A 17,945-nucleotide genomic window follows, 5' to 3' on the forward strand; every position below is an offset into this window, starting at 1 on the left:
AGACAGAAGGGATTTGATTTTTTGAGAAAGTTTACGTTTCTATTCTCAGTCTTCGCATTACTGCTTTTAACTGCTTGCGGTAATAGTGTAAGCAAAGATTCGATCAGTGTCATTAAACTTGCAGACGCAGGATGGGACAGCATTCGTGTCCACAATAGCATCACACAACTCATTTTGGAGGAAGGCTATGGATATGACACAGAAGTAACCAATGGGACTTCTACGGCCGTATTCCAAGCTTTACAGCAAGGCGATATCCAAATCTACACCGAAATTTGGACAGATAACATGGAAGATATCTACACTAGCGCTATTGACAAAGGAGATATAGTGAAACTTTCAACAAACTTTGACGACAATTCTCAAGGTCTATATGTACCGACTTACGTGATAAAGGGCGATCAAGAGCGCGGCATTGAACCTATGGCACCTGACCTGAAGACAGTGGAAGACCTGGCAAAATACCCTGAACTTTTCAAAGACCCCGAAAACCCAGAAATGGGCCGCATTATCGGCGCCCCTTCGAGCTGGGTCGTCAGCAAACATTTAGCCGAAAAAATGAAGACTTATGGCTTAGATAAGACGTTCACATACTTGGCTCCAGGATCTGATTCTTCAATTATCGCTGATTTGGTGAGCGCTTACAAAAAAGGCGAGCCGTGGGTAGGTTATTATTGGTCTCCAACTTGGGTAACTGCAACGTATGATTTAACACTTTTAGAAGATCATCCGTTTGACCAAGAAATTTGGGACAAAGAAAAAGGAACTGAATTCCCACCGAATGATGTTGTAGTCGGTATTCATAAAGATCTGCAAACCCAAGCACCTGAAGTTGTTGACTTTCTGAAAAACTATGAAACTAGTAACGACTTAACTGAAGAAATGCTAAATTATATGGGCGAGAATGAAGCAGATCCAGACGAAACCGCAAAATGGTTCATGAAAGAACATGAAGACATTTGGACTTCATGGGTACCTGACGATATTGCTGAGAAAGTAAAAGCAGCACTATAAAAAACTAAAAAGATTGCGGGGATGGACGCCATTCCGCTCCATCCCCTTCTTCACTACTTACTTAACTTAACTACAGAAAGAGAGGGACAAGCTAGTGTAATCTAGCTTAATGCCTATGACTGAATTCCCCAATGTACGAATACCGATAGGAGACTATGTTGAAAAGTTTATCGACTTTCTCGCAATGAACTTTGGTTGGCTTTTTGATTTTATCTTCATGATTGCTTCATCAACTATCCGCACGATCGAAACGACTCTGTTAGCCACACCATGGTGGGTAATCATGATTATCGTTTTCTTACTGGGATGGTACTTCAACAATATATACGGCGGTTTGCTGTTCGCCCTCTTCATTTTTTTAATCGGATCTTTTGATCTCTGGACAGAAACGATGACCACTGTTGCCATTATCGTGATTTCTGTTGTCCTATCCCTTGCGATCGGTATTCCGGTTGGCATATTGATGGCCTTCAGCCGAACATTTTCTATTATCATGCGGCCGATATTAGACGCCATGCAGACGATGCCTACCTTTGTATACTTGATCCCTGTAATTTTCTTCTTCCCTTTAGGAAACGTACCAGCAATTATTGCAACGATTATTTATGCATTGCCCCCTGTCATTCGACTAACAGAGCTTGGTATACGAAATGTCGATGATGAAGTAATAGAGTCGGCCGAGTCATTCGGATCCTCCCGTAATCAGATGCTCGTAAAAGTACAACTTCCTCAAGCATTGCCTACAATGATGGCAGGTATTAACCAAACGACTATGATGGCGTTGTCCATGGCGGTAGTCGGTTCAATGGTTGGCGCACACGGTCTCGGTGAACGGGTACTATACGCTATCAATCAAATCAATATTTCATTAGGATTTGAAGCAGGTATCAGTATCGTATTTTTAGCGATTATCATAGACCGCATCACAAATGGAGTGGCGGATCGCCTACAAAGTTCTAGGAGGAGATCAGCATGACAGTAAAACTCAAAGTAGAAAATGTCACCAAGATTTTTGGACCCCGCCCTAAAAAGGTTATTCCGTTAATTGAAAAAGGTGCTTCTAAACGAGAAATTCTCGACAAGACCGGACATACAGTCGGTGTCTATAATGCCAATATGGAAATTATGGAGGGCGAAACATTCGTCATCATGGGTTTATCGGGAAGCGGAAAATCCACGTTGATCCGTTGCTTTAATCTGCTGAACAAACCGACTTCAGGCGCAATTTACGTAGACGGGGAGAATATTGTCTCTTACAACAAGGAACAGTTGAAATTTTTCCGCCAAAAGAAAATTGCGATGGTTTTCCAGCACTTCGGTTTATTCAGCCACCGGACGGTTATGGAAAATATCGAATACGGTCTCGAAGTCCGCGGATTGTCCAAAAACGAACGACGTGAGATTGCTCAAAAGCATATTGATACAGTCGGACTAAAAGGTTATGAGAATCAATATCCCGATGAACTCTCAGGTGGAATGCGTCAGCGTGTCGGTATTGCACGGGCTTTGACGAACGATCCGGATATTCTATTGATGGATGAGCCGTTCAGTGCGTTAGATCCACTCATTCGAAGAGAGATGCAGCTGGAGCTCTTGGATATTCAGACACGCTTGCAAAAGACCATTATTTTCATTACACATGACGTCAATGAAGCCTTCCGTATCGGTGACCGTGTGGCTGTCATGAAAGATGGCAATGTCGAGCAAGTCGGAACACCGGAAGATTTATTGGAATCACCGGCGAATGATTATATTGTTGAGTTCACACGGGAAATCGATCGTTCCAAAGTTTTGCAAGCTGAAAATATTATGTCGAAGCCATTGAGCATCGTAAATAGTAAAGACGGGTTGCATGTCGCTATTAAAAATATGGAAGAGCATGGAATCTCCAGCGTTTTCATTACGAACCGCGAGCGGCAATTACTCGGATTGGTCACTATTGATCAAGCGATTGACGGCGTAAAAAACCGCAAGACCATTGATGAAGTTATGTCTACTGATGTGCGGACGGCTTACCCGGAAGAATATGTCCAAGATATTATTCCACGTGTGCTTGATTCTAAGTATCCACTTGTCGTTGTAGATGAGACAAATCGAATTAAAGGAATCATTCTGCGTGTACATGTACTCTCAAGTATTATTAGTAATTCATCTGAAGATCAGGACGTTGAAGCGATCACACCAGCGGAAACCGTTTGAACTGATGAATTTAAAAACTGAGAAGAAATGGCGATGGCCACTTCTTCCCAGTTTTTTCATGTCATTCATTCTTACCGGAGACCCCTGCGCTTTCGAAGGTCGCCATTTCATTGACCATGTAGACAGCAGATTGAATGATGCTAAAAGCTACCGCTGCACCTGTCCCTTCCCCAAGTCTCATGTCCAGTGAAACAATTGGTTCCTTCCCTAAGTATTCATAGGCTTTTTGATGGCCCGGCTCCATAGACTGATGGCCAAGTAACATATAGTTCACTGCACCTTTTCCAATACTCTCCGCAACGCATGCAGCCGCCGTAGAAATAAACCCATCCAACAAAATTGGTATCCGATTCGATGCGGCTGCCAGCATTGCACCCGCCATTGCAGCAATTTCCAAGCCGCCGACTTTGCGTAGTATGTCGTAGCCATCTTGTCGGTCCGGCTGATGAAATTCCAAAGCCTGTCGAACGACGTTGATTTTATGTACATGCTGTTCAGATGAAATTCCTGTTCCGAAGCCCACAAGCTCCGCAGGATCCATTCCCGTAATAGCCGCGACAATCGCACTGCTCGTAGTTGTATTACCGATACCAACTTCTCCTACTACTAGACAGTCTACTCCTTTATCAAACAGTACCAGTGCTTCCTCGTAGCCTATTTGTATCGCTCTCTCTACTTCTTCCTCTGTCATCGCCTCTGTACGTAAGAAATTTTGAGTACTTTGGCGAATTTTCCGGTTTTTCACTAGTCCCGTAAAATCATCACCGATCACACCGACATCCACCAATGAAAATTCGGCTTGCTGCTGTCTGCCAAATACATTGATCGCAGCTCCGCCTTGCGCCATATTGTCTACCATTTGACGTGTAACTTGCTGCGGGAATGCCGAAATCCCTTCCTCGACGATGCCGTGATCCGCAGCGAACACGATAATACCGAGCTTATAGATGACCGGTTTGCGATGCCCCTTCATTTCGGCCAGTTGCATGACAATTTCCTCTAATTTCCCTAAGCTTCCGACCGGCTTTGTCAGCATATCCAAGTAAGCCTTTGCTTCAACTCTTGCCTCTGTATCCAACATGGGGACATTGTAGTTATTCAATTTCATTCCTACTTTCTTGTTGTTCTTTAACTTCTCTTTACTAGTATATCATCCGTTGCGTGTATAGGCATATTTAGGAATGAAGGCTAGTTCCTTTAGGTTCAATTTACACCAATATGGGTATAGATAGGGTATAAAGAAAAGGAGACGATGTACATGATCAGCGAAAAATTAGCACAAGCTCTGAATGAACAAATGAATAATGAATTCGCCGCCGCGCAAACGTATTTATCCATGGCATCTTATTGTGAATACCGCAACTATAGCGGATTTGCTCACTATTATTTACAGCAAGTAGAAGAAGAGCGGTTCCATGCCATGAAAATTTATTCCTACTTAAATGACCGCGGTATTCATGCAGTCATTACGGAAATTCCCGCGCCTACTACTTCTTTCGAAAATCTTGTGCATACTTTTGAAGTTGCGTTAGAACAGGAGAAAAAAGTAACAAAATCATTTTATGCAATCATGGATTTGGCATGGGAAGAAAAAGAACACGCGACAATCTCATTCCTCAACTGGTTCTTGGATGAACAAGTCGAAGAAGAAGCGACATTCGATAAGCATATCGAGTATTTGAAACGAATTCGCGATGATAAGAATGCGCTGTTCATTTACGAAAAGGAACTGGCGACACGCTCGTTTGCAGACGAATAAAAATAGGCAAGCGCCGGTCGTCAGACCTTCGCTTGCCTATTTTCCTGCAGTGATACGCTCCAGACACCTTTGACAAACACAGCGTTTGTGCAATTCTTCCCTCGGAATTTGACCAAACACTTCATCAGGAAATTTTTTGTCTGTACACCAGCATTTTCCTCCGTCTTTCAAATTTCCATTACCGCATTGGTTATGCCCGTTGCAAATCGGACATACTGTCTTCCCCATTCCATTACCCTCTTCACATACGGTGTTTGTCCAACTCCGCAGTATTTTTCTTTTCCAGCTCTTCCACTCGCTCCTCCAATTCCTTATTGCGTTTCATGCTTTCCATCGAGTAAAGCCCTGCCAGTAAAGCGACCACAAATGTGGCATAATTAAACCACTCCATACAACCCGCCCCTTTTTCACTTTTCTTTCTTTAAATACATCTTGTAAACTTTCTTCAATGTCTCAGGCTTTAAATCCATATCATTTTCATACATATATTTCACAGCATAGCCGAGTGCGACAGTCATGGAACCAGCAACGCTAGCAGCCACGACCATTCCAGCGCCCGGTATGACTTTGACGATTTGACGAAATGCTGTTTTGCCGATATTCCCAACCACCGTTGCAATGATTAATTCCTTTGCGTGGTCTTTCGTAATCGGTTTTCCGTATAGAGTTGAAAGTTTCAACATCAAACCAACTTGTAAAGTGGTCAGCGGAACAAAGTCCGCTCCAGGAATAGGGACTGCACCGATTGCGGCTGCCGATGCTCCAGCCGCCAAAATCCACCTTTTTGCGATGGATGGCTTATCTGCCATATTGGCCGCCAGCAAGAGATCCTTATTCACTTCCTTCAGCTGCTGAAGAATTTCTTTCTGCAATAACTCCATATGTTCTCCAGTCTTGGAGGAAATCGGAATGACAGGATACGCAAACTCAGTATGCTCTAGTATGTAGTTCACTAAACTTGGAATATCATCTGCCGCATCAATTTTATTCAGCACTATAATGACTTTCTTATTAAAAGTGGCAATTTTATTCAGTGATTTCAATTCCGTATCCGACAGCACAGTGCCTGCTGCATTTAAGAAAAATAAAATTACGTCGGCTTCATTGTAAAATTTTAATGTTTCTTGAGAGTGTTCTTGGTAAATATCATCGAGTCCCGGCGTATCGACAAACAGGATATTGTCTCGGTAGTAATACTTTTTGACTTCTTTCGTCTCTCCCGGTTGCGCTCCCACTTCAGCTACACTTTTTTGCATAAGCCGATTTAAAGTAGAGGATTTTCCTGCGTTGACATCCCCAATCATCGCAATCAATATTTCTTTCTTTAACTGTTCATTAATATCATCCGATTCTTGTTGAAAAATCTGATCGAATGCGTCATTTGACATGAAATTAGAAGTATTCATTCCTTCACATCCATTCATTTATTTTCAATACTCAGTTTAGTCTGTTGTAAAAAAGAGCATCAGTCATTCTACCTCTTCTGACTGATGCCCTTTTAAGTTGTTTACCAAACAATCTTCCCTTAATAATAAGGCGAAATCAATATATACACAAGTACCCCGGTCAAGCTAACGTATAACCAAATCGGCATCGTCCATCGTGCAATTTTACGGTGACGCGCGTTTTCCATATTCCAAGCTCTGGCGACACTTGTCAAAGCAAGCGGAACAATTACAGCAGCTAAGACAATATGAGAAAACAAAATGAAATAATAGAAACCAGCCATGAAACCACTGCCGCCATACGGAGTCGATTCAGCTAAATAATGATAGGCCACATAAGTGACTAAGAACAATGCAGTCGTACTGAATGCAGCGTATATGAATCGTTTATGAACCGTAATATTTTTCTTCAAAATGGCGACCAAAGCGCACACTAAGAAAATAAAGGTAAAACTATTAAAGATGGCATTCAAAAGAGGCAAGATCGTAATGTCGAAAGCAGTAAAGTCTTCGGCTCCCGGCAGACCTGACAGCACACCGATTGCTCCAATCAAAATCACCGAAATGATAATGATGGCCGGTCGGTAATTGCGCTTTTTGAATGAACTGGAACTAGCTGTTTGATTGCTGTAATTCATCTATTGTCACTCCAATTCTATATTTATCAATTATGCCTCAGCATAATTGCGTCCGGATTTTTTCGAGCTTGCTCGAAAAGCTCCCTTAAAAACCCGTGACATCCCCCCGAAATTCAGCAGGCGTTTAAACACCCTCTGAACCGCAATAAAATCACATTCTTCATACCACATGCAGATTTAGAAGTATACTGCTGAAATCAGATAAGCTACCCTTCATATTAGCATAAGTAACCTATCGTAGACCTCAAATTTGTGTCGAATTTTGCAATTGATTCGATGTTTCTTGATGGAAGTCTTCAATGACTTGAATGAACTTATAGATCGTCGGAGTTAAATACGAATCGGCACGGCGGACGAAAACAGTTTTAATCTGACTATACTCCGATGGCAAGTGATAGCAATGAACGTGACCTTGTTCCACTAGATGAGCGACAGCCGATTTTGGAACGAATGTCACGCCGAGACCTGCTGCTACACTACCGAGAATAGTCTCCAGCGTACCAAATTCCATCATTTTCGTCGGTTTAAATTGTTCATCCTCCAGCCACTGTTCCAATCGGGCACGATAGCCGCATCCTTTACTGAAGCATAAAATCGGTTCATCTTTGATATCTTCTTTTGATTGAAACGGCTTGTCGGAAACAAGGACGAGTTCTTCCTCCAAAACGTCATGGACCGCTAAATCAGGGTGCGTCGTGCCTTCGGAGATGAAAGCACCGTCCAATTGGTGGTGAAGCACTTTATATTGCAATTGTTCAGTGACGCCCGTCAGTAAAGATAAATCTACTTGTTTGTATTTTTTATTGTATCTCGAAAGAATGACCGGAAGTTTGATAACCGTTTCTACAGAGCCGATTTCCAGTTTTCCGGACGGCTCTTTGTCGTTTTGTACAACTTTCCTCATCTCATTCGTCAATGATAGAATTTTCTCGCTGTAGATCAACAGTCTTTTCCCTTCGGGCGTTAAAATCATCCCTCTATTATGGCGATTGAATAACGGTGTCTTCAGTTCATTCTCCAACTTCTGAATGCGAGAAGTAATATTCGATTGAACGTAGCGCAGTTCTTTTGCCGCCTCCGTAATCGTGCCTTTTTCGGCTACCATTTGAAATATTTCCAAGTCTTTAAACTCCATCGTCATCCCCCTTTTCTTCTGTCTCTTTTATGATATCAATAATAATGATAGTAGTCATCATTATTATTCGTTTTACATGATGTCTATTTTCTAGTTTACTAGAGTAAGTACTTCGAGGGGAGTTTGGTCCAATGAAAAACAAAATTATATGGGGAGCGTTTCTATGTTTTATCGCCAGTGCATCATGGGGCGCGATGTTCCCTGTTGCCAATAGCGCATTTAAAGCAATTGATCCCTTTTATTTCACATTGATTCGCTACGTATCGGTAACAATTTTACTCGTCATTTTATTGTGGTGGAAAGAAGGAAAACAGGCTTTTCGCTTGGAGAAGAGGGGTTTATCGCTTTGGTTTTTCGGTACGATGGCATTTGTTGTCTACAACTTGTTCATCTTCTGGGGCGAAGATCTGATGGGTGAACCGGGAATCATGGTTGCTTCCATTTCAGAAGCCATGATGCCGATGATTTCCATTGTAATCGTTTGGTTCATCAGCAGGCAAAAGCCGCATGGTTTTACATTAACATGTGTATTTACTGCATTTATCGGTGTGATGCTCGTCATTACAAAAGGTGATTTACGAACATTTTTGACTGCGACGGATGATATAATTCCGTCCTTGCTCATCTTTTTAGCTGTGATCGGCTGGGTGGTCTATACGATGGGCGGCAATCAGTTCAGCGAGTGGTCGTCATTGCGTTATTCCACATTAAGCTGTCTGCTCGGTACTGCCACAGCTTGTGTCATCGTCTTTTTCGTCACGCTGACTGGTTATATTTCCGTTCCGACACTTGCAACTGTGCAAACAGTTAGTCCGCATATGCTGTTTATGATTGTTTTCCCCGGTATCATTGCATTGCTTGGCTGGAATGTCGGAGTTCGAATTTTGTCACCATTAAATGGTCTACTATTCATCAACTTTGTTCCAGTGACTACATTGGTCATTTCGTTTGTGCAAGGTTATCAGTTGACGGTGTTTGATTATATCGGTACGGTATTCATCATTCTTTCTCTTGTCGGCAATAACATTTTCTTGCGGTTGCAGCAAAAGCGCAAAGACGAAGTACGACAATACAAGAAACAATCTGCCGAGCCTAGTGTTTCGGCTTAAACATGAAAAGTAAACAGGCGATGCAAAACCAATTGGTTTTGCATCGCCTGTTTCGTTGTTTGTGTAATTCAAAATTTAAAACGGTGAACAATGCGATTTAGCGCGGCAGCTTGGTCTGTCAATCTGACCGCGTCACTCGCCAACTGCTGAATTCCTTCGACTTGCTCATCCATTCCAGCAACGGTTTCTGTAACACTATCTGTAAATTGTTCGGAAATGGTTGTGATCTGCTCGATAATTCTTTCAATCTGTTCGCCGTCTTGAATCATTTCTTCCGCATGACGGCTGTTGTTATTGACAGCAGATTTCGTATCGATCACCGCTTCATTCATTTGATGGATGGATTGGCCGGCAACTTTGACGATTTCCACGCCTTCTTGAATTGTGTCGGTATTCGATTCCACTTGCTGTACTGCAATTTTCACTTCATTGTTGGTTTGCTCCAGTGTTCGCACCACGTCATTCGCAAAATCATTCGTTTCTTCAGCTAGCTTACGGACTTCATTGGCAACAACGGAGAAACCACTTCCCGCTTCACCTGCCCGTGCTGCTTCGATGGAGGCATTCAGTGCCAATAAGTTGGTCTGTTCCGCGATTTTCGTAATCAGAGATACTTTTTGGATGACTTGATGGATATCTTCCGCCACTTGCATGATTTTCTGGGAAGATTTTTGCACGGCTTCATTTATTTGCTGCATCTTTTGCTCGGATTCTTCAATAGCTTGGCTACCCTCTTCTGCTGCTTGAGATGCATCTTCAGACTTTGCGAGCGTCTGCTGGATACGCGCTTCCATTTCACGGATGCCTTGCATCATCGTTTGGACCATGGCGTTTGCTGACTGTAATGAAGAAAGTTGTTGCTCCGTTCCGACCTGGAAGTTTTGCATGGTGTCCCCATATGCCGTGAAAACACTGGATAAGCGTTTCGCTTCAGATGCTTGATCTTGACTAATTTGGTCAACGATACCGGATGAACTATCCAGCTCTTTGACGATGTTTTTCGTGCCAATCACCATTTTATTAATTTCAAATCCAATTTGATTGAATTCCGATCTTGACCGTTCAGTGACTTCCGCCGTCAAATCCCCTGCCGAAATTTTTCTCGTGACTTGGCGCCAGGAACGGATGCCAATCATGACGGTTTTATAGAGTGCTATGATTGTAATAGCAGAAATAAGAAGCGATGCCACCGAAAAAATCAGCCCTTGGTTGAAAGGTAAATCAAGAAGATATACAATCAGTGCCATGATAAGGGCTGGCAGTAGAATAGCGCCCGTCATGCCGTAAAGAATATACTTTTGATGAACGATCCGACCGAGACGTAAACTATAGCGAGTGCCGTTTGATTTGATGATTGGGGCGGATGCGTCAATAAGACGTTCACCTGATTGTCGTTCATATATTTGCAGTAAAGGTTGGTCAGTATTCGCAGCTTTCAAGCCAACAGGATCAGAAAATAACGTTCCTTCCCATAATCGGTTTGTATGGATGTAGCTGCGCCCTGTCTCGTCGACGATGACAAAGTATTCATCTTCATTCAACTCATCATCCAGCAATCTATGAAGCTGTTTGTAATTTTTTTCAAATGAATGTTCATTTTCCACTAGAGGTTGAATGCGTTTTGTTACTTTTTCTACTTTGTTAAGCGCTTTTCTTGCAGATGATGATCTTAATAGCTTCTCCATTCACTTTCCCCCATCCGTGCGTATCTACTATATATTTACTATAGCATAAAGTGTGAGGAAAGTTATACGTATTTTGAATATTGTAGTTATTGAGCTGGCGAATTTGCAAAATGCAAATCTTCAATTACTATCTAATAATCCAGTCAGACAATAAAATTCCAATCTCCCAAATCTAGTTTAAGCCTCTTAATTTGATTTGCGCGATGGATTCTTTTACACTTGTTTACGCAAAAGATTTAGTCCTCAATAGGAGTGGTACTTAATGAAGAAATGGTGGTTACTTCCCGCGTTGGCGATAGTCTTGGCAGCGTGTGGAAACAACGAAGAATCGCAACCCAAAGAAGAAGAGGAGATTGCGAAGGATACGATAGAATCTGAAGAGGAGTCGGTAACATCTCCTGATAGCGAAATCGCGCCGGAAGATGAGCCGGAAAATCATTCAGCTTCGTCTGCTTCCGACTTATCAGGGTATGAAGAGTCTGCTGTATTAGGCGAGCATATGCCAATCGATAAGCTTACATCCCACGTGGAGACAGACAATCCCGGTAAACGAATTATCTTATTTGAAAATGAAAGTGGAGAAAAAGTCTATAAAAGTATTTTTATAAAACATGACCGCTTCTTGAAAATTATCGATTTGAAAGATGATCAGCTACTGTATAAAGACAAATTATAAGATTGAGAAAAAGCCCGCAGGCCATGGTCTGCGGGCTTCTCCTATTTAACGAAGATATCTTCTAGCTCCAGCGTATTCTGATTTGTATGGTTCAAGTGTCAACGGCACAATTTCGACAGTTCTTTTCGGATTCGGTGCGTGGATCATTTGACCATTGCCAATATACATACCGACATGATGCACGGTCCCTTTTCCTTTATTGTAAGCAAAAAACAATAAGTCACCCGGCTGCAAATCTTTTTTCAAGACTTTCATACCATTGACCGCTTGCACGGAAGCATCCCGCGGCAAGTTGATGCCGTGTTGGCGGTAGACAGAATAGGTAAAACCTGAGCAATCGAGGCCGAAACCTGAAGTACCTGCCCATAAGTAGGACAACCCGTCAAAGATTTTAGCAGTCTCTACGATTTGCTGAGCTGTCGGGTTCGGCAAACTTTCTTTTGCATTTACCAATTTCACAGTATTCTTATTAATATATTTCACCCCGTCCGTTGGGGTCTGCACAGCGATTCGATCGCCTGTCTCTCCGACAACTGGCAGGGTGGTGTTGAAACTGATCGTTCGGAATGGTTTTTTTCCATTTTCATCATGAGTCAGAATGGCTGTTTTTGTTTTCACCATAGCCGTTTTACATGTTGAATAATTTGGATAAACAGTTGCGAGATGGTTCTTCGGCAGCCAGCCAGGATAGCCCGCTGCATGTTTTGGTGAGCTTTGATCTACAACTGCGACTTGCGCCCAATCCCCTTTTTTCTGCAGTACTTTCACAGTTTGTCCATAAAGAACCTGTGTCTCCAACTTACCAACAAGCCATTGTTTTTGCGGCAGGGTCATGGAAGATACCCATTTACTAATGTCCGGTGTTTTACCGTTCGCATATGAATCTACCGGACGTTTCGTGCCAGGCTGTTTCCATAATGTTGAGACCGGGACAGTGACAACTTGCTGAGCTTTATTGTCACCGATATAACAAGCGGGCGTATTTTTAAAGCTTGGCTCCAAGATTCTGGCAAGGAACACCGCGAAGTGCCCGCGCGTTAAGGAATCATTCGGCTTAAATGTATTGTCTAAAAATCCAGTTGTAACGGATTGAGCAGATAACGTTTGAATCGCAGGCAGTGCCCAATAGGAAGCAGGTACATCACGGAATCGATAGCCGGATGTTCCTTTCAAGTCGAATGCTCTGACGAATACAGCCGCCATCTGTCCGCGTTTCAAGTTGCCATTCGGCAGGAATTCCTGATTTGCATTGCCCATAAAAATGCCCTCGTCCACCATTGTCGCAATCAGCTGATAGTGCGGATGGGATGACTTGACGTCTGAAAGTTCCACAGCTGGTCGATTTTCCATCGAAAGCTTCAATGCACGCTGAATCATAGCGGATGCTTCGAGTCGCGTAATCGGTTCATTGACACGGTACTTTTGGTTGGGCTTTTCTATAATAATCCCTTGTTCGACTAAGTATTTTATTTCGACGGAGGCAGAATGCTCATCTTTCACATCAGGAAAAATGGCTGCCAGTGATGACAGTGGCAGTACATACGCAGCGATCAAAACAGCCAACAGCAAGCTGTATAGTTTTTTCAAATCTAGGACACTTCCATTCTAGTTGTTTTTCATTAACTATACCTTAGCCTGATTTCATTGTATAGAAAAAATTCCAAAAAAGGGTTGTGTAGTAAGATGTAGAAAAACTAAATGTGCTGGGCAGTAAGTGGATTCATTTGAGGGGGATAAAGCTGTTCTATGAGCATTTGAAGCGACTTTATGATCGCGTTTAATGTGGTTATGATCACTTGGAGGAGGTGTATGAGCGGCGGCGGAATTTCATGAGCGTATTTAGGTAGTTTATGAGCACGAAGCAATAGTTGATGAAATAAAAACAAGGGCTATCAGGAAAACGTTCCAGATAGCCCTTCCATGTTGAATTGCAGCTCACCGACTACTTTAATTCAAGTGGTTTCTATACCAATATATTCTTTAAGATCCCAACAGCCTGATCGATTTCTGCTTTAGAAACCGTCAATGGCGGCAATAGTCGAATGACATTTGCTCCGGCTGGCACAAGTAGCAGTCCTTGCTTTTCAGCTTGTTGAATGACTGGCCCGATTACTTCATTGGAATGAATACCTATCAATAGACCGTTACCGCGCAGTGAATACTTCTCGGCTGGCAACACTGCTTGTAATTGTTTTTTAAAATAAGCTGATTTGTCTTGAACAGCTTGCAAAAACGCAGGATCAAAGACATGATCGACGACCGTTTGTGCGACCGCAATCGCTAATGGATTCCCTCCGAACGTCGTTCCATGCGAGCCAGGTCCGAACGTGTCGAACAAGTCTTTTCCTGCAAGGAGTGCGCCTATCGGGAAACCACCGCCAAGCCCTTTTGCAAGCGTGATGATATCCGGCTTCAGTGCTGTCTGCTCGTACGCATAACGAGTCCCCATACGGCCGATTCCTGTTTGGACTTCATCAATCACCAAAAAAATCCCATAGTGCTGACAAACTTCCATAATCGCTTGCGCAAATGCAGGCTCGACCGAATTGACTCCCCCTTCGCCTTGGACAACTTCAAGCATGATAGCTGCCACGTTTTCATTCGCTGCGTCCGTCAGTGCTTCTACGTCATTGAAAGGCAATGCTTCAAAACTTTCAAGCATTGGACCGAAACCTTGCTTGATTTTATCCTGTCCTGTCGCAGCCATTGCCCCGAACGTCCGTCCATGGAACGATTGTTTGAACGTCAGGATCTTATGCTTTCCTGTATGTTTCCTTGCAAGCTTAATGGCCGCCTCGTTCGCCTCAGCTCCGCTATTGCAAAATAGTGCATACGCGAGATCCGTATCTTTCGTCAACGATTCCGCTAACTTTTCCTGTTCCGGACTTTCGAATAGGTTCGAGATATGCCAGAGTTTTTCACTCTGTTCTTGTAACGCTTTGACAATCGCAGGATGAGCATGGCCTAAACTGACGACTGCGATGCCGCTCGTAAAGTCCAAATACTCTTTTCCTTGATCGTCTGTGACGACAGTGCCCTGTCCTTTGACAAGGTGCACCGCACGTCTCGCATAGTTATTAAACAAAGAAGTCACACGATTGCCCCCTCATTGGTAATGACCGTCCCTGTCAGCTGTTGACCGACAATCTGAACGGAAGGAATACCTGCTTCCAGACAGTCCATTGCTGCCTGAACCTTCGGGATCATTCCTCCATAGATATCTTCCGTCTCAATCCAGCGATGAATATGTTCCGGCATCACATTCGCCTGAGGTTGATTCTGAATTCGAATTCCCGGCGTATCCGTCACGAGCAGTAAGCTTTCCGCTTCAACCGCTAACGCAATCTGACTGGCTACAGTATCCGCATTGACATTCAACGGCTCCCCTGCAGCCGTCGCCCCGATACAGGAAATGACCGGAATTACATCTGCACTGAGTAATGAATCCAAAATATCCGTTTGTACGTGCTGAATTTCGCCTACATAGCCATACGTCTCGAAATCCAACAGATCACAAGTGAAAAGATTTGCATCAAAACCGCTCAGCCCAATCGCTTTAACGCCTTGCTCATTAAAACGATGAACAAGCGCCGGATTGACTTGACCGATTAAAATGGATTGGACGACACCAATCGCTTCTTCGGAAGTAACACGAAACCCATTAATTACGGAAGAAGTAATCTCACGAGCCGCCAGTTCCTCATTAATATTCGGTCCGCCGCCATGGACGATAAGTAATTGTATGCCAGCTTGCTGCAATTCTTTCACGCGATCAAAAAACGATTCACTCAATTCATCCAGCATACTGCCACCAAGTTTTATAACCTGTCGCTTATGTGCGATAGGTTGCATTGATTTGGACATAGTCATAAGTCAGATCGCACCCCCATGCGGTACCCTCACCAGTTCCCTGGTTCAGTTCCACGACAAATTTCACTTCATGCTGCTTCAAATAAATGAGCAGTTCATCTTCCGAAAAAGGAATCGGCTCGCCGTTCTCCACGACGAGTGTCGTACCGATATAGATTTTGATGTCGTCCGGATCAATCGTCGCGCCACTATACCCAACTGCAGCGATGATGCGGCCCCAGTTTGCGTCACAGCCGAATACCGCTGTCTTCACAAGCGGTGATCCTACAACTGACTTCGCGATTTTACGTGCCTCTTCATCAGAGACAGCGCCTGTCACTTTCGTTTCAATTAACTTCGTTGCACCCTCTCCGTCTTTCGCAATCATTTTCGCCAAGTCACGCGCTACCGCGTGCAATGCGTTTAAGAAAGATTGCCAATCAGGGTGTGAAGGAGTCAGTGCATTATTTCCTGCCATTCCATTTGCCATCACAAGAACCATATCATTTGTCGACGTATCCCCATCCACTGTGATGGAATTGAACGTCACGTCTGTAATGTCTTTTAGCGCCTGCTGCAGGTGTTCAGATTCAATATTCGCGTCCGTCGTAATGAAGCCGAGCATTGTCGCCATATTCGGTTCAATCATTCCTGAACCTTTCGCCACACCTGCAACGACCACTTCGCGATCATCGATAGCTGTTGCATATGCTGTATTTTTCGTCACCGTATCCGTCGTCAAAATAGCTTGTGAGAATTGAATCGAGCCTTCTAAACTATCTAATGGCTGCAGTTGCTCTATACCAGCCAACAACGGTTCCATTTTCATCTGTTCTCCGATCACACCTGTTGAAGCAATGCCGACTAAATTTTGATCGATCCCTAAATGTTCGGCTGTTTTTTGCTGCATCGTCAAAGCATCTTTCATGCCTTGCTTGCCTGTACAAGCATTCGCATTGCCCGAGTTGATGACAACCGCCTGCATTTTCTGCGTTTCATATACCACTTGCTTGGTTACGCTAAGCGGAGCTGCCTGGATCGCATTCGTAGTGAAGACACCCGCAACACTTGCCGGCACTTCGCTGACCAATAATGCCAGATCGTTTTTCTTATGTTTCAGTCCGCAATGAATGCCGACTGCTTTAAACCCTTTTGGTGAGATAATATTTTTACGCGAGATGCGCTTCATGCTTTCGATGGTTTCCATATACGTGCTCCCCTCAATTCCGGTATTTTCTGTGTGAGCTTCTTATCAAATAAATAATGGAATATTATCAATTCCAGTCGTTTCATCCAGACCATATAAAATGTTCATATTTTGGATCGCTTGGCCGGAAGCTCCTTTTACAAGATTATCGATGACAGCTACTATCGTCGCTCGATTTGTGCGCGGATCTACCTTGACATGTATATCACAATAATTGGAGCCGTATACTTGTTTCGTTCCGATCTTCTGGATATCTGTCAGGACTCGGACGAATGGACTCTCTTTATAGGTTTCTCTTAAACAGTCTAGTAGTTGTTTTTCAGTTACCTGTTTATTCACTTTTGCATAGCTTGTTGCCATAATTCCTCTCGTCATCGGCACGAGATGCGTTGTGAATGTGATCGGTTCAGGCTGATTCGCGAATAGATTCATCGCCTGCTCGATTTCAGGTATATGCTGATGCTGATGAAGTTTATAGATGGAGAAGTTTTCATTCGTTTCACTGAAATGCGTTACCGCACTCGGTTTATTACCAGCGCCGGAAACCCCGCTTTTTGCATCGATGACTAACTGGCTGCCATCGATCAATTCATTTTTTAATAGCGGCAACAATGAAAGTAACACCGCCGTTGGATAGCAACCCGGATTTGCAATAAACTCCGCCTCTTTGATTTGCTCTTTATTCCATTCGGGCAGCCCATACACACTTTTCTCCAAAAATTTCATTTCAGGGGCGTCTTTTTGATACCACTCTTCATATAAAGAAGGATCTTTTAATCTGAAGTCACCTGCTAAGTCGATTAGCTTCGGCCCTACCCCTACAAGAGGAGGAAGTAACGAAGTGGTCACTCCTGCCGGTGTACTGAAGAAAACTGTGTCAAGTTTCCGGATATGTTCCTGCTCTATCGCCTGCATCGGTTGGTCGTGAATCGTCACGAGATGCGGATATTTCTCAGAAAATACAGTCCCCACTTCGGAGGATGTGAATAAATCAATCTGCTCAATTTCCGGGTGGTTGTGCAGCAACCGAATCAATTCGAGGCCACCATACCCGGACGCTCCTATGATTCCTACCTTCAACGTCATCACCTCATTATTCATTACAGCTAAGTATACTTGTGCATAATTATAAAGTCAACTGTATTTTTATTTATTGACAGTCAATTCAAAAAAGGTGAATTTGCTACTGTAGAAAAGCTACATCTTCAATCGCACAATATGGTACTATT

General features: G+C 43.3%; 18 protein-coding genes. 6 read left to right on the forward strand and 12 right to left on the reverse strand.

The genetic code is table 11. The annotated features are described in order from the left end of the window. Positions 1-21: 21 nt before the first annotated feature. The 3 genes from H7J92_RS02420 (at position 22) to H7J92_RS02430 (ending at position 3,213) form a co-directional block, all read left to right on the forward strand. On the forward strand, positions 22-1,014 hold the full coding sequence (locus H7J92_RS02420) for an ABC transporter substrate-binding protein (RefSeq protein WP_078818154.1): 993 nt from the start codon (positions 22-24) through the stop codon (positions 1,012-1,014). Positions 1,015-1,129: 115 nt separating this feature from the next. Continuing rightward, positions 1,130-1,990 carry an ABC transporter permease gene (locus tag H7J92_RS02425; protein ID WP_040759673.1) on the forward strand — a complete coding sequence of 287 codons (861 nt, stop codon included), beginning with the start codon at positions 1,130-1,132 and terminating at the stop codon, positions 1,988-1,990. Next, a complete protein-coding gene (locus tag H7J92_RS02430; RefSeq protein ID WP_221835213.1) occupies positions 1,987-3,213 on the forward strand; it encodes a quaternary amine ABC transporter ATP-binding protein in 1,227 nt (408 codons plus the stop codon). Before H7J92_RS02425 ends, H7J92_RS02430 begins: the two co-directional genes overlap by 4 nt. A gap of 61 nt (positions 3,214-3,274) precedes the next feature. On the opposite strand, the gene cobT is transcribed toward H7J92_RS02430, so the two are convergent. Beyond that, entirely contained in the window at positions 3,275-4,321 is a 1,047-nt protein-coding gene (cobT, locus tag H7J92_RS02435) for a nicotinate-nucleotide--dimethylbenzimidazole phosphoribosyltransferase (protein WP_221835215.1), read from the reverse strand. 150 nt (positions 4,322-4,471) lie between these two features. Here cobT and H7J92_RS02440 point away from each other — a divergent pair, with 150 nt between their 5' ends. Beyond that, a complete protein-coding gene (locus H7J92_RS02440; protein WP_078818155.1) occupies positions 4,472-4,972 on the forward strand; it encodes a ferritin in 501 nt (166 codons plus the stop codon). A gap of 36 nt (positions 4,973-5,008) precedes the next feature. On the opposite strand, the gene H7J92_RS02445 is transcribed toward H7J92_RS02440, so the two are convergent. The 5 genes from H7J92_RS02445 to H7J92_RS02465 form a co-directional block, all read right to left on the reverse strand. Further along, positions 5,009-5,200, reverse strand: a complete 192-nt coding sequence (locus H7J92_RS02445) for a cysteine-rich CWC family protein (protein WP_009497878.1) — start codon at positions 5,198-5,200, stop codon at positions 5,009-5,011. A 13-nt stretch (positions 5,201-5,213) separates the two neighbouring features. After that, positions 5,214-5,363: a hypothetical protein gene (locus tag H7J92_RS02450; protein ID WP_009497879.1), complete on the reverse strand. Its 150-nt coding sequence runs from the start codon at positions 5,361-5,363 to the stop codon at positions 5,214-5,216. A 16-nt stretch (positions 5,364-5,379) separates the two neighbouring features. After that, a complete protein-coding gene (locus H7J92_RS02455; RefSeq protein ID WP_040759352.1) occupies positions 5,380-6,378 on the reverse strand; it encodes a YcjF family protein in 999 nt (332 codons plus the stop codon). A 119-nt stretch (positions 6,379-6,497) separates the two neighbouring features. Beyond that, positions 6,498-7,055, reverse strand: coding sequence for a DUF420 domain-containing protein (locus H7J92_RS02460; RefSeq protein WP_009497881.1), 558 nt, complete (start codon positions 7,053-7,055; stop codon positions 6,498-6,500). A 244-nt stretch (positions 7,056-7,299) separates the two neighbouring features. Beyond that, the gene (locus H7J92_RS02465; RefSeq protein WP_009497882.1) at positions 7,300-8,190 is read right to left on the reverse strand and encodes a LysR family transcriptional regulator; all 891 of its coding nucleotides are present in this window, start codon (positions 8,188-8,190) and stop codon (positions 7,300-7,302) included. 131 nt (positions 8,191-8,321) lie between these two features. Here H7J92_RS02465 and H7J92_RS02470 point away from each other — a divergent pair, with 131 nt between their 5' ends. After that, positions 8,322-9,299 (forward strand): DMT family transporter, encoded by a 978-nt coding sequence (locus H7J92_RS02470; RefSeq protein WP_009497883.1) that lies wholly within the window; start codon positions 8,322-8,324, stop codon positions 9,297-9,299. A gap of 68 nt (positions 9,300-9,367) precedes the next feature. Here the strand turns inward: H7J92_RS02470 and H7J92_RS02475 are convergent, their stop codons facing one another. Then, positions 9,368-10,984, reverse strand: a complete 1,617-nt coding sequence (locus tag H7J92_RS02475) for a methyl-accepting chemotaxis protein (protein ID WP_221835217.1) — start codon at positions 10,982-10,984, stop codon at positions 9,368-9,370. A 262-nt stretch (positions 10,985-11,246) separates the two neighbouring features. On the opposite strand from H7J92_RS02475, the gene H7J92_RS02480 reads away from it, so the two are divergent. Further along, positions 11,247-11,660, forward strand: a complete 414-nt coding sequence (locus tag H7J92_RS02480; protein WP_221835219.1) for a hypothetical protein — start codon at positions 11,247-11,249, stop codon at positions 11,658-11,660. A 45-nt stretch (positions 11,661-11,705) separates the two neighbouring features. Here the strand turns inward: H7J92_RS02480 and H7J92_RS02485 are convergent, their stop codons facing one another. From H7J92_RS02485 to argC, 5 genes are all read right to left on the reverse strand, one after another. Next, positions 11,706-13,247, reverse strand: a complete 1,542-nt coding sequence (locus H7J92_RS02485) for an S-layer homology domain-containing protein (RefSeq protein ID WP_221835220.1) — start codon at positions 13,245-13,247, stop codon at positions 11,706-11,708. Between the two features lie 376 nt (positions 13,248-13,623). After that, entirely contained in the window at positions 13,624-14,754 is a 1,131-nt protein-coding gene (gene argD, locus H7J92_RS02490; protein ID WP_221835221.1) for an acetylornithine transaminase, read from the reverse strand. Beyond that, on the reverse strand, positions 14,751-15,530 hold the full coding sequence (gene argB, locus H7J92_RS02495) for an acetylglutamate kinase (protein WP_040759356.1): 780 nt from the start codon (positions 15,528-15,530) through the stop codon (positions 14,751-14,753). The genes argD and argB overlap by 4 nt, the downstream gene beginning before the upstream one ends. Continuing rightward, positions 15,493-16,716: a bifunctional glutamate N-acetyltransferase/amino-acid acetyltransferase ArgJ gene (gene argJ, locus H7J92_RS02500; protein WP_009497889.1), complete on the reverse strand. Its 1,224-nt coding sequence runs from the start codon at positions 16,714-16,716 to the stop codon at positions 15,493-15,495. Before argJ ends, argB begins: the two co-directional genes overlap by 38 nt. A gap of 45 nt (positions 16,717-16,761) precedes the next feature. Beyond that, positions 16,762-17,796, reverse strand: coding sequence for an N-acetyl-gamma-glutamyl-phosphate reductase (gene argC / locus H7J92_RS02505; RefSeq protein WP_221835222.1), 1,035 nt, complete (start codon positions 17,794-17,796; stop codon positions 16,762-16,764). Between the last annotated feature and the right edge of the window lie 149 nt (positions 17,797-17,945).

The sequence above is a fragment of the Sporosarcina aquimarina genome, from assembly GCF_019748715.1.
Classification (GTDB): Bacteria; Bacillota; Bacilli; order Bacillales_A; family Planococcaceae; genus Sporosarcina; species Sporosarcina newyorkensis.

Excerpts from the sequence above, each read along its gene's own strand:
- H7J92_RS02425 (WP_040759673.1), top strand. The coding sequence starts at position 1,130 with ATGACTGAATTCCCCAATGTACGAATACCGATAGGAGACTATGTTGAA.
- H7J92_RS02445 (WP_009497878.1), bottom strand. The coding sequence starts at position 5,200 with ATGGGGAAGACAGTATGTCCGATTTGCAACGGGCATAACCAATGCGGT.
- cobT (WP_221835215.1), bottom strand. The coding sequence starts at position 4,321 with ATGAAATTGAATAACTACAATGTCCCCATGTTGGATACAGAGGCAAGA.
- H7J92_RS02450 (WP_009497879.1), bottom strand. The coding sequence starts at position 5,363 with ATGGAGTGGTTTAATTATGCCACATTTGTGGTCGCTTTACTGGCAGGG.
- argB (WP_040759356.1), bottom strand. The coding sequence starts at position 15,530 with ATGACTATGTCCAAATCAATGCAACCTATCGCACATAAGCGACAGGTT.
- H7J92_RS02480 (WP_221835219.1), top strand. The coding sequence starts at position 11,247 with ATGAAGAAATGGTGGTTACTTCCCGCGTTGGCGATAGTCTTGGCAGCG.
- H7J92_RS02460 (WP_009497881.1), bottom strand. The coding sequence starts at position 7,055 with ATGAATTACAGCAATCAAACAGCTAGTTCCAGTTCATTCAAAAAGCGC.
- H7J92_RS02465 (WP_009497882.1), bottom strand. The coding sequence starts at position 8,190 with ATGGAGTTTAAAGACTTGGAAATATTTCAAATGGTAGCCGAAAAAGGC.
- H7J92_RS02430 (WP_221835213.1), top strand. The coding sequence starts at position 1,987 with ATGACAGTAAAACTCAAAGTAGAAAATGTCACCAAGATTTTTGGACCC.
- H7J92_RS02455 (WP_040759352.1), bottom strand. The coding sequence starts at position 6,378 with ATGAATACTTCTAATTTCATGTCAAATGACGCATTCGATCAGATTTTT.
- argJ (WP_009497889.1), bottom strand. The coding sequence starts at position 16,716 with ATGGAAACCATCGAAAGCATGAAGCGCATCTCGCGTAAAAATATTATC.
- H7J92_RS02470 (WP_009497883.1), top strand. The coding sequence starts at position 8,322 with ATGAAAAACAAAATTATATGGGGAGCGTTTCTATGTTTTATCGCCAGT.
- H7J92_RS02440 (WP_078818155.1), top strand. The coding sequence starts at position 4,472 with ATGATCAGCGAAAAATTAGCACAAGCTCTGAATGAACAAATGAATAAT.
- H7J92_RS02475 (WP_221835217.1), bottom strand. The coding sequence starts at position 10,984 with ATGGAGAAGCTATTAAGATCATCATCTGCAAGAAAAGCGCTTAACAAA.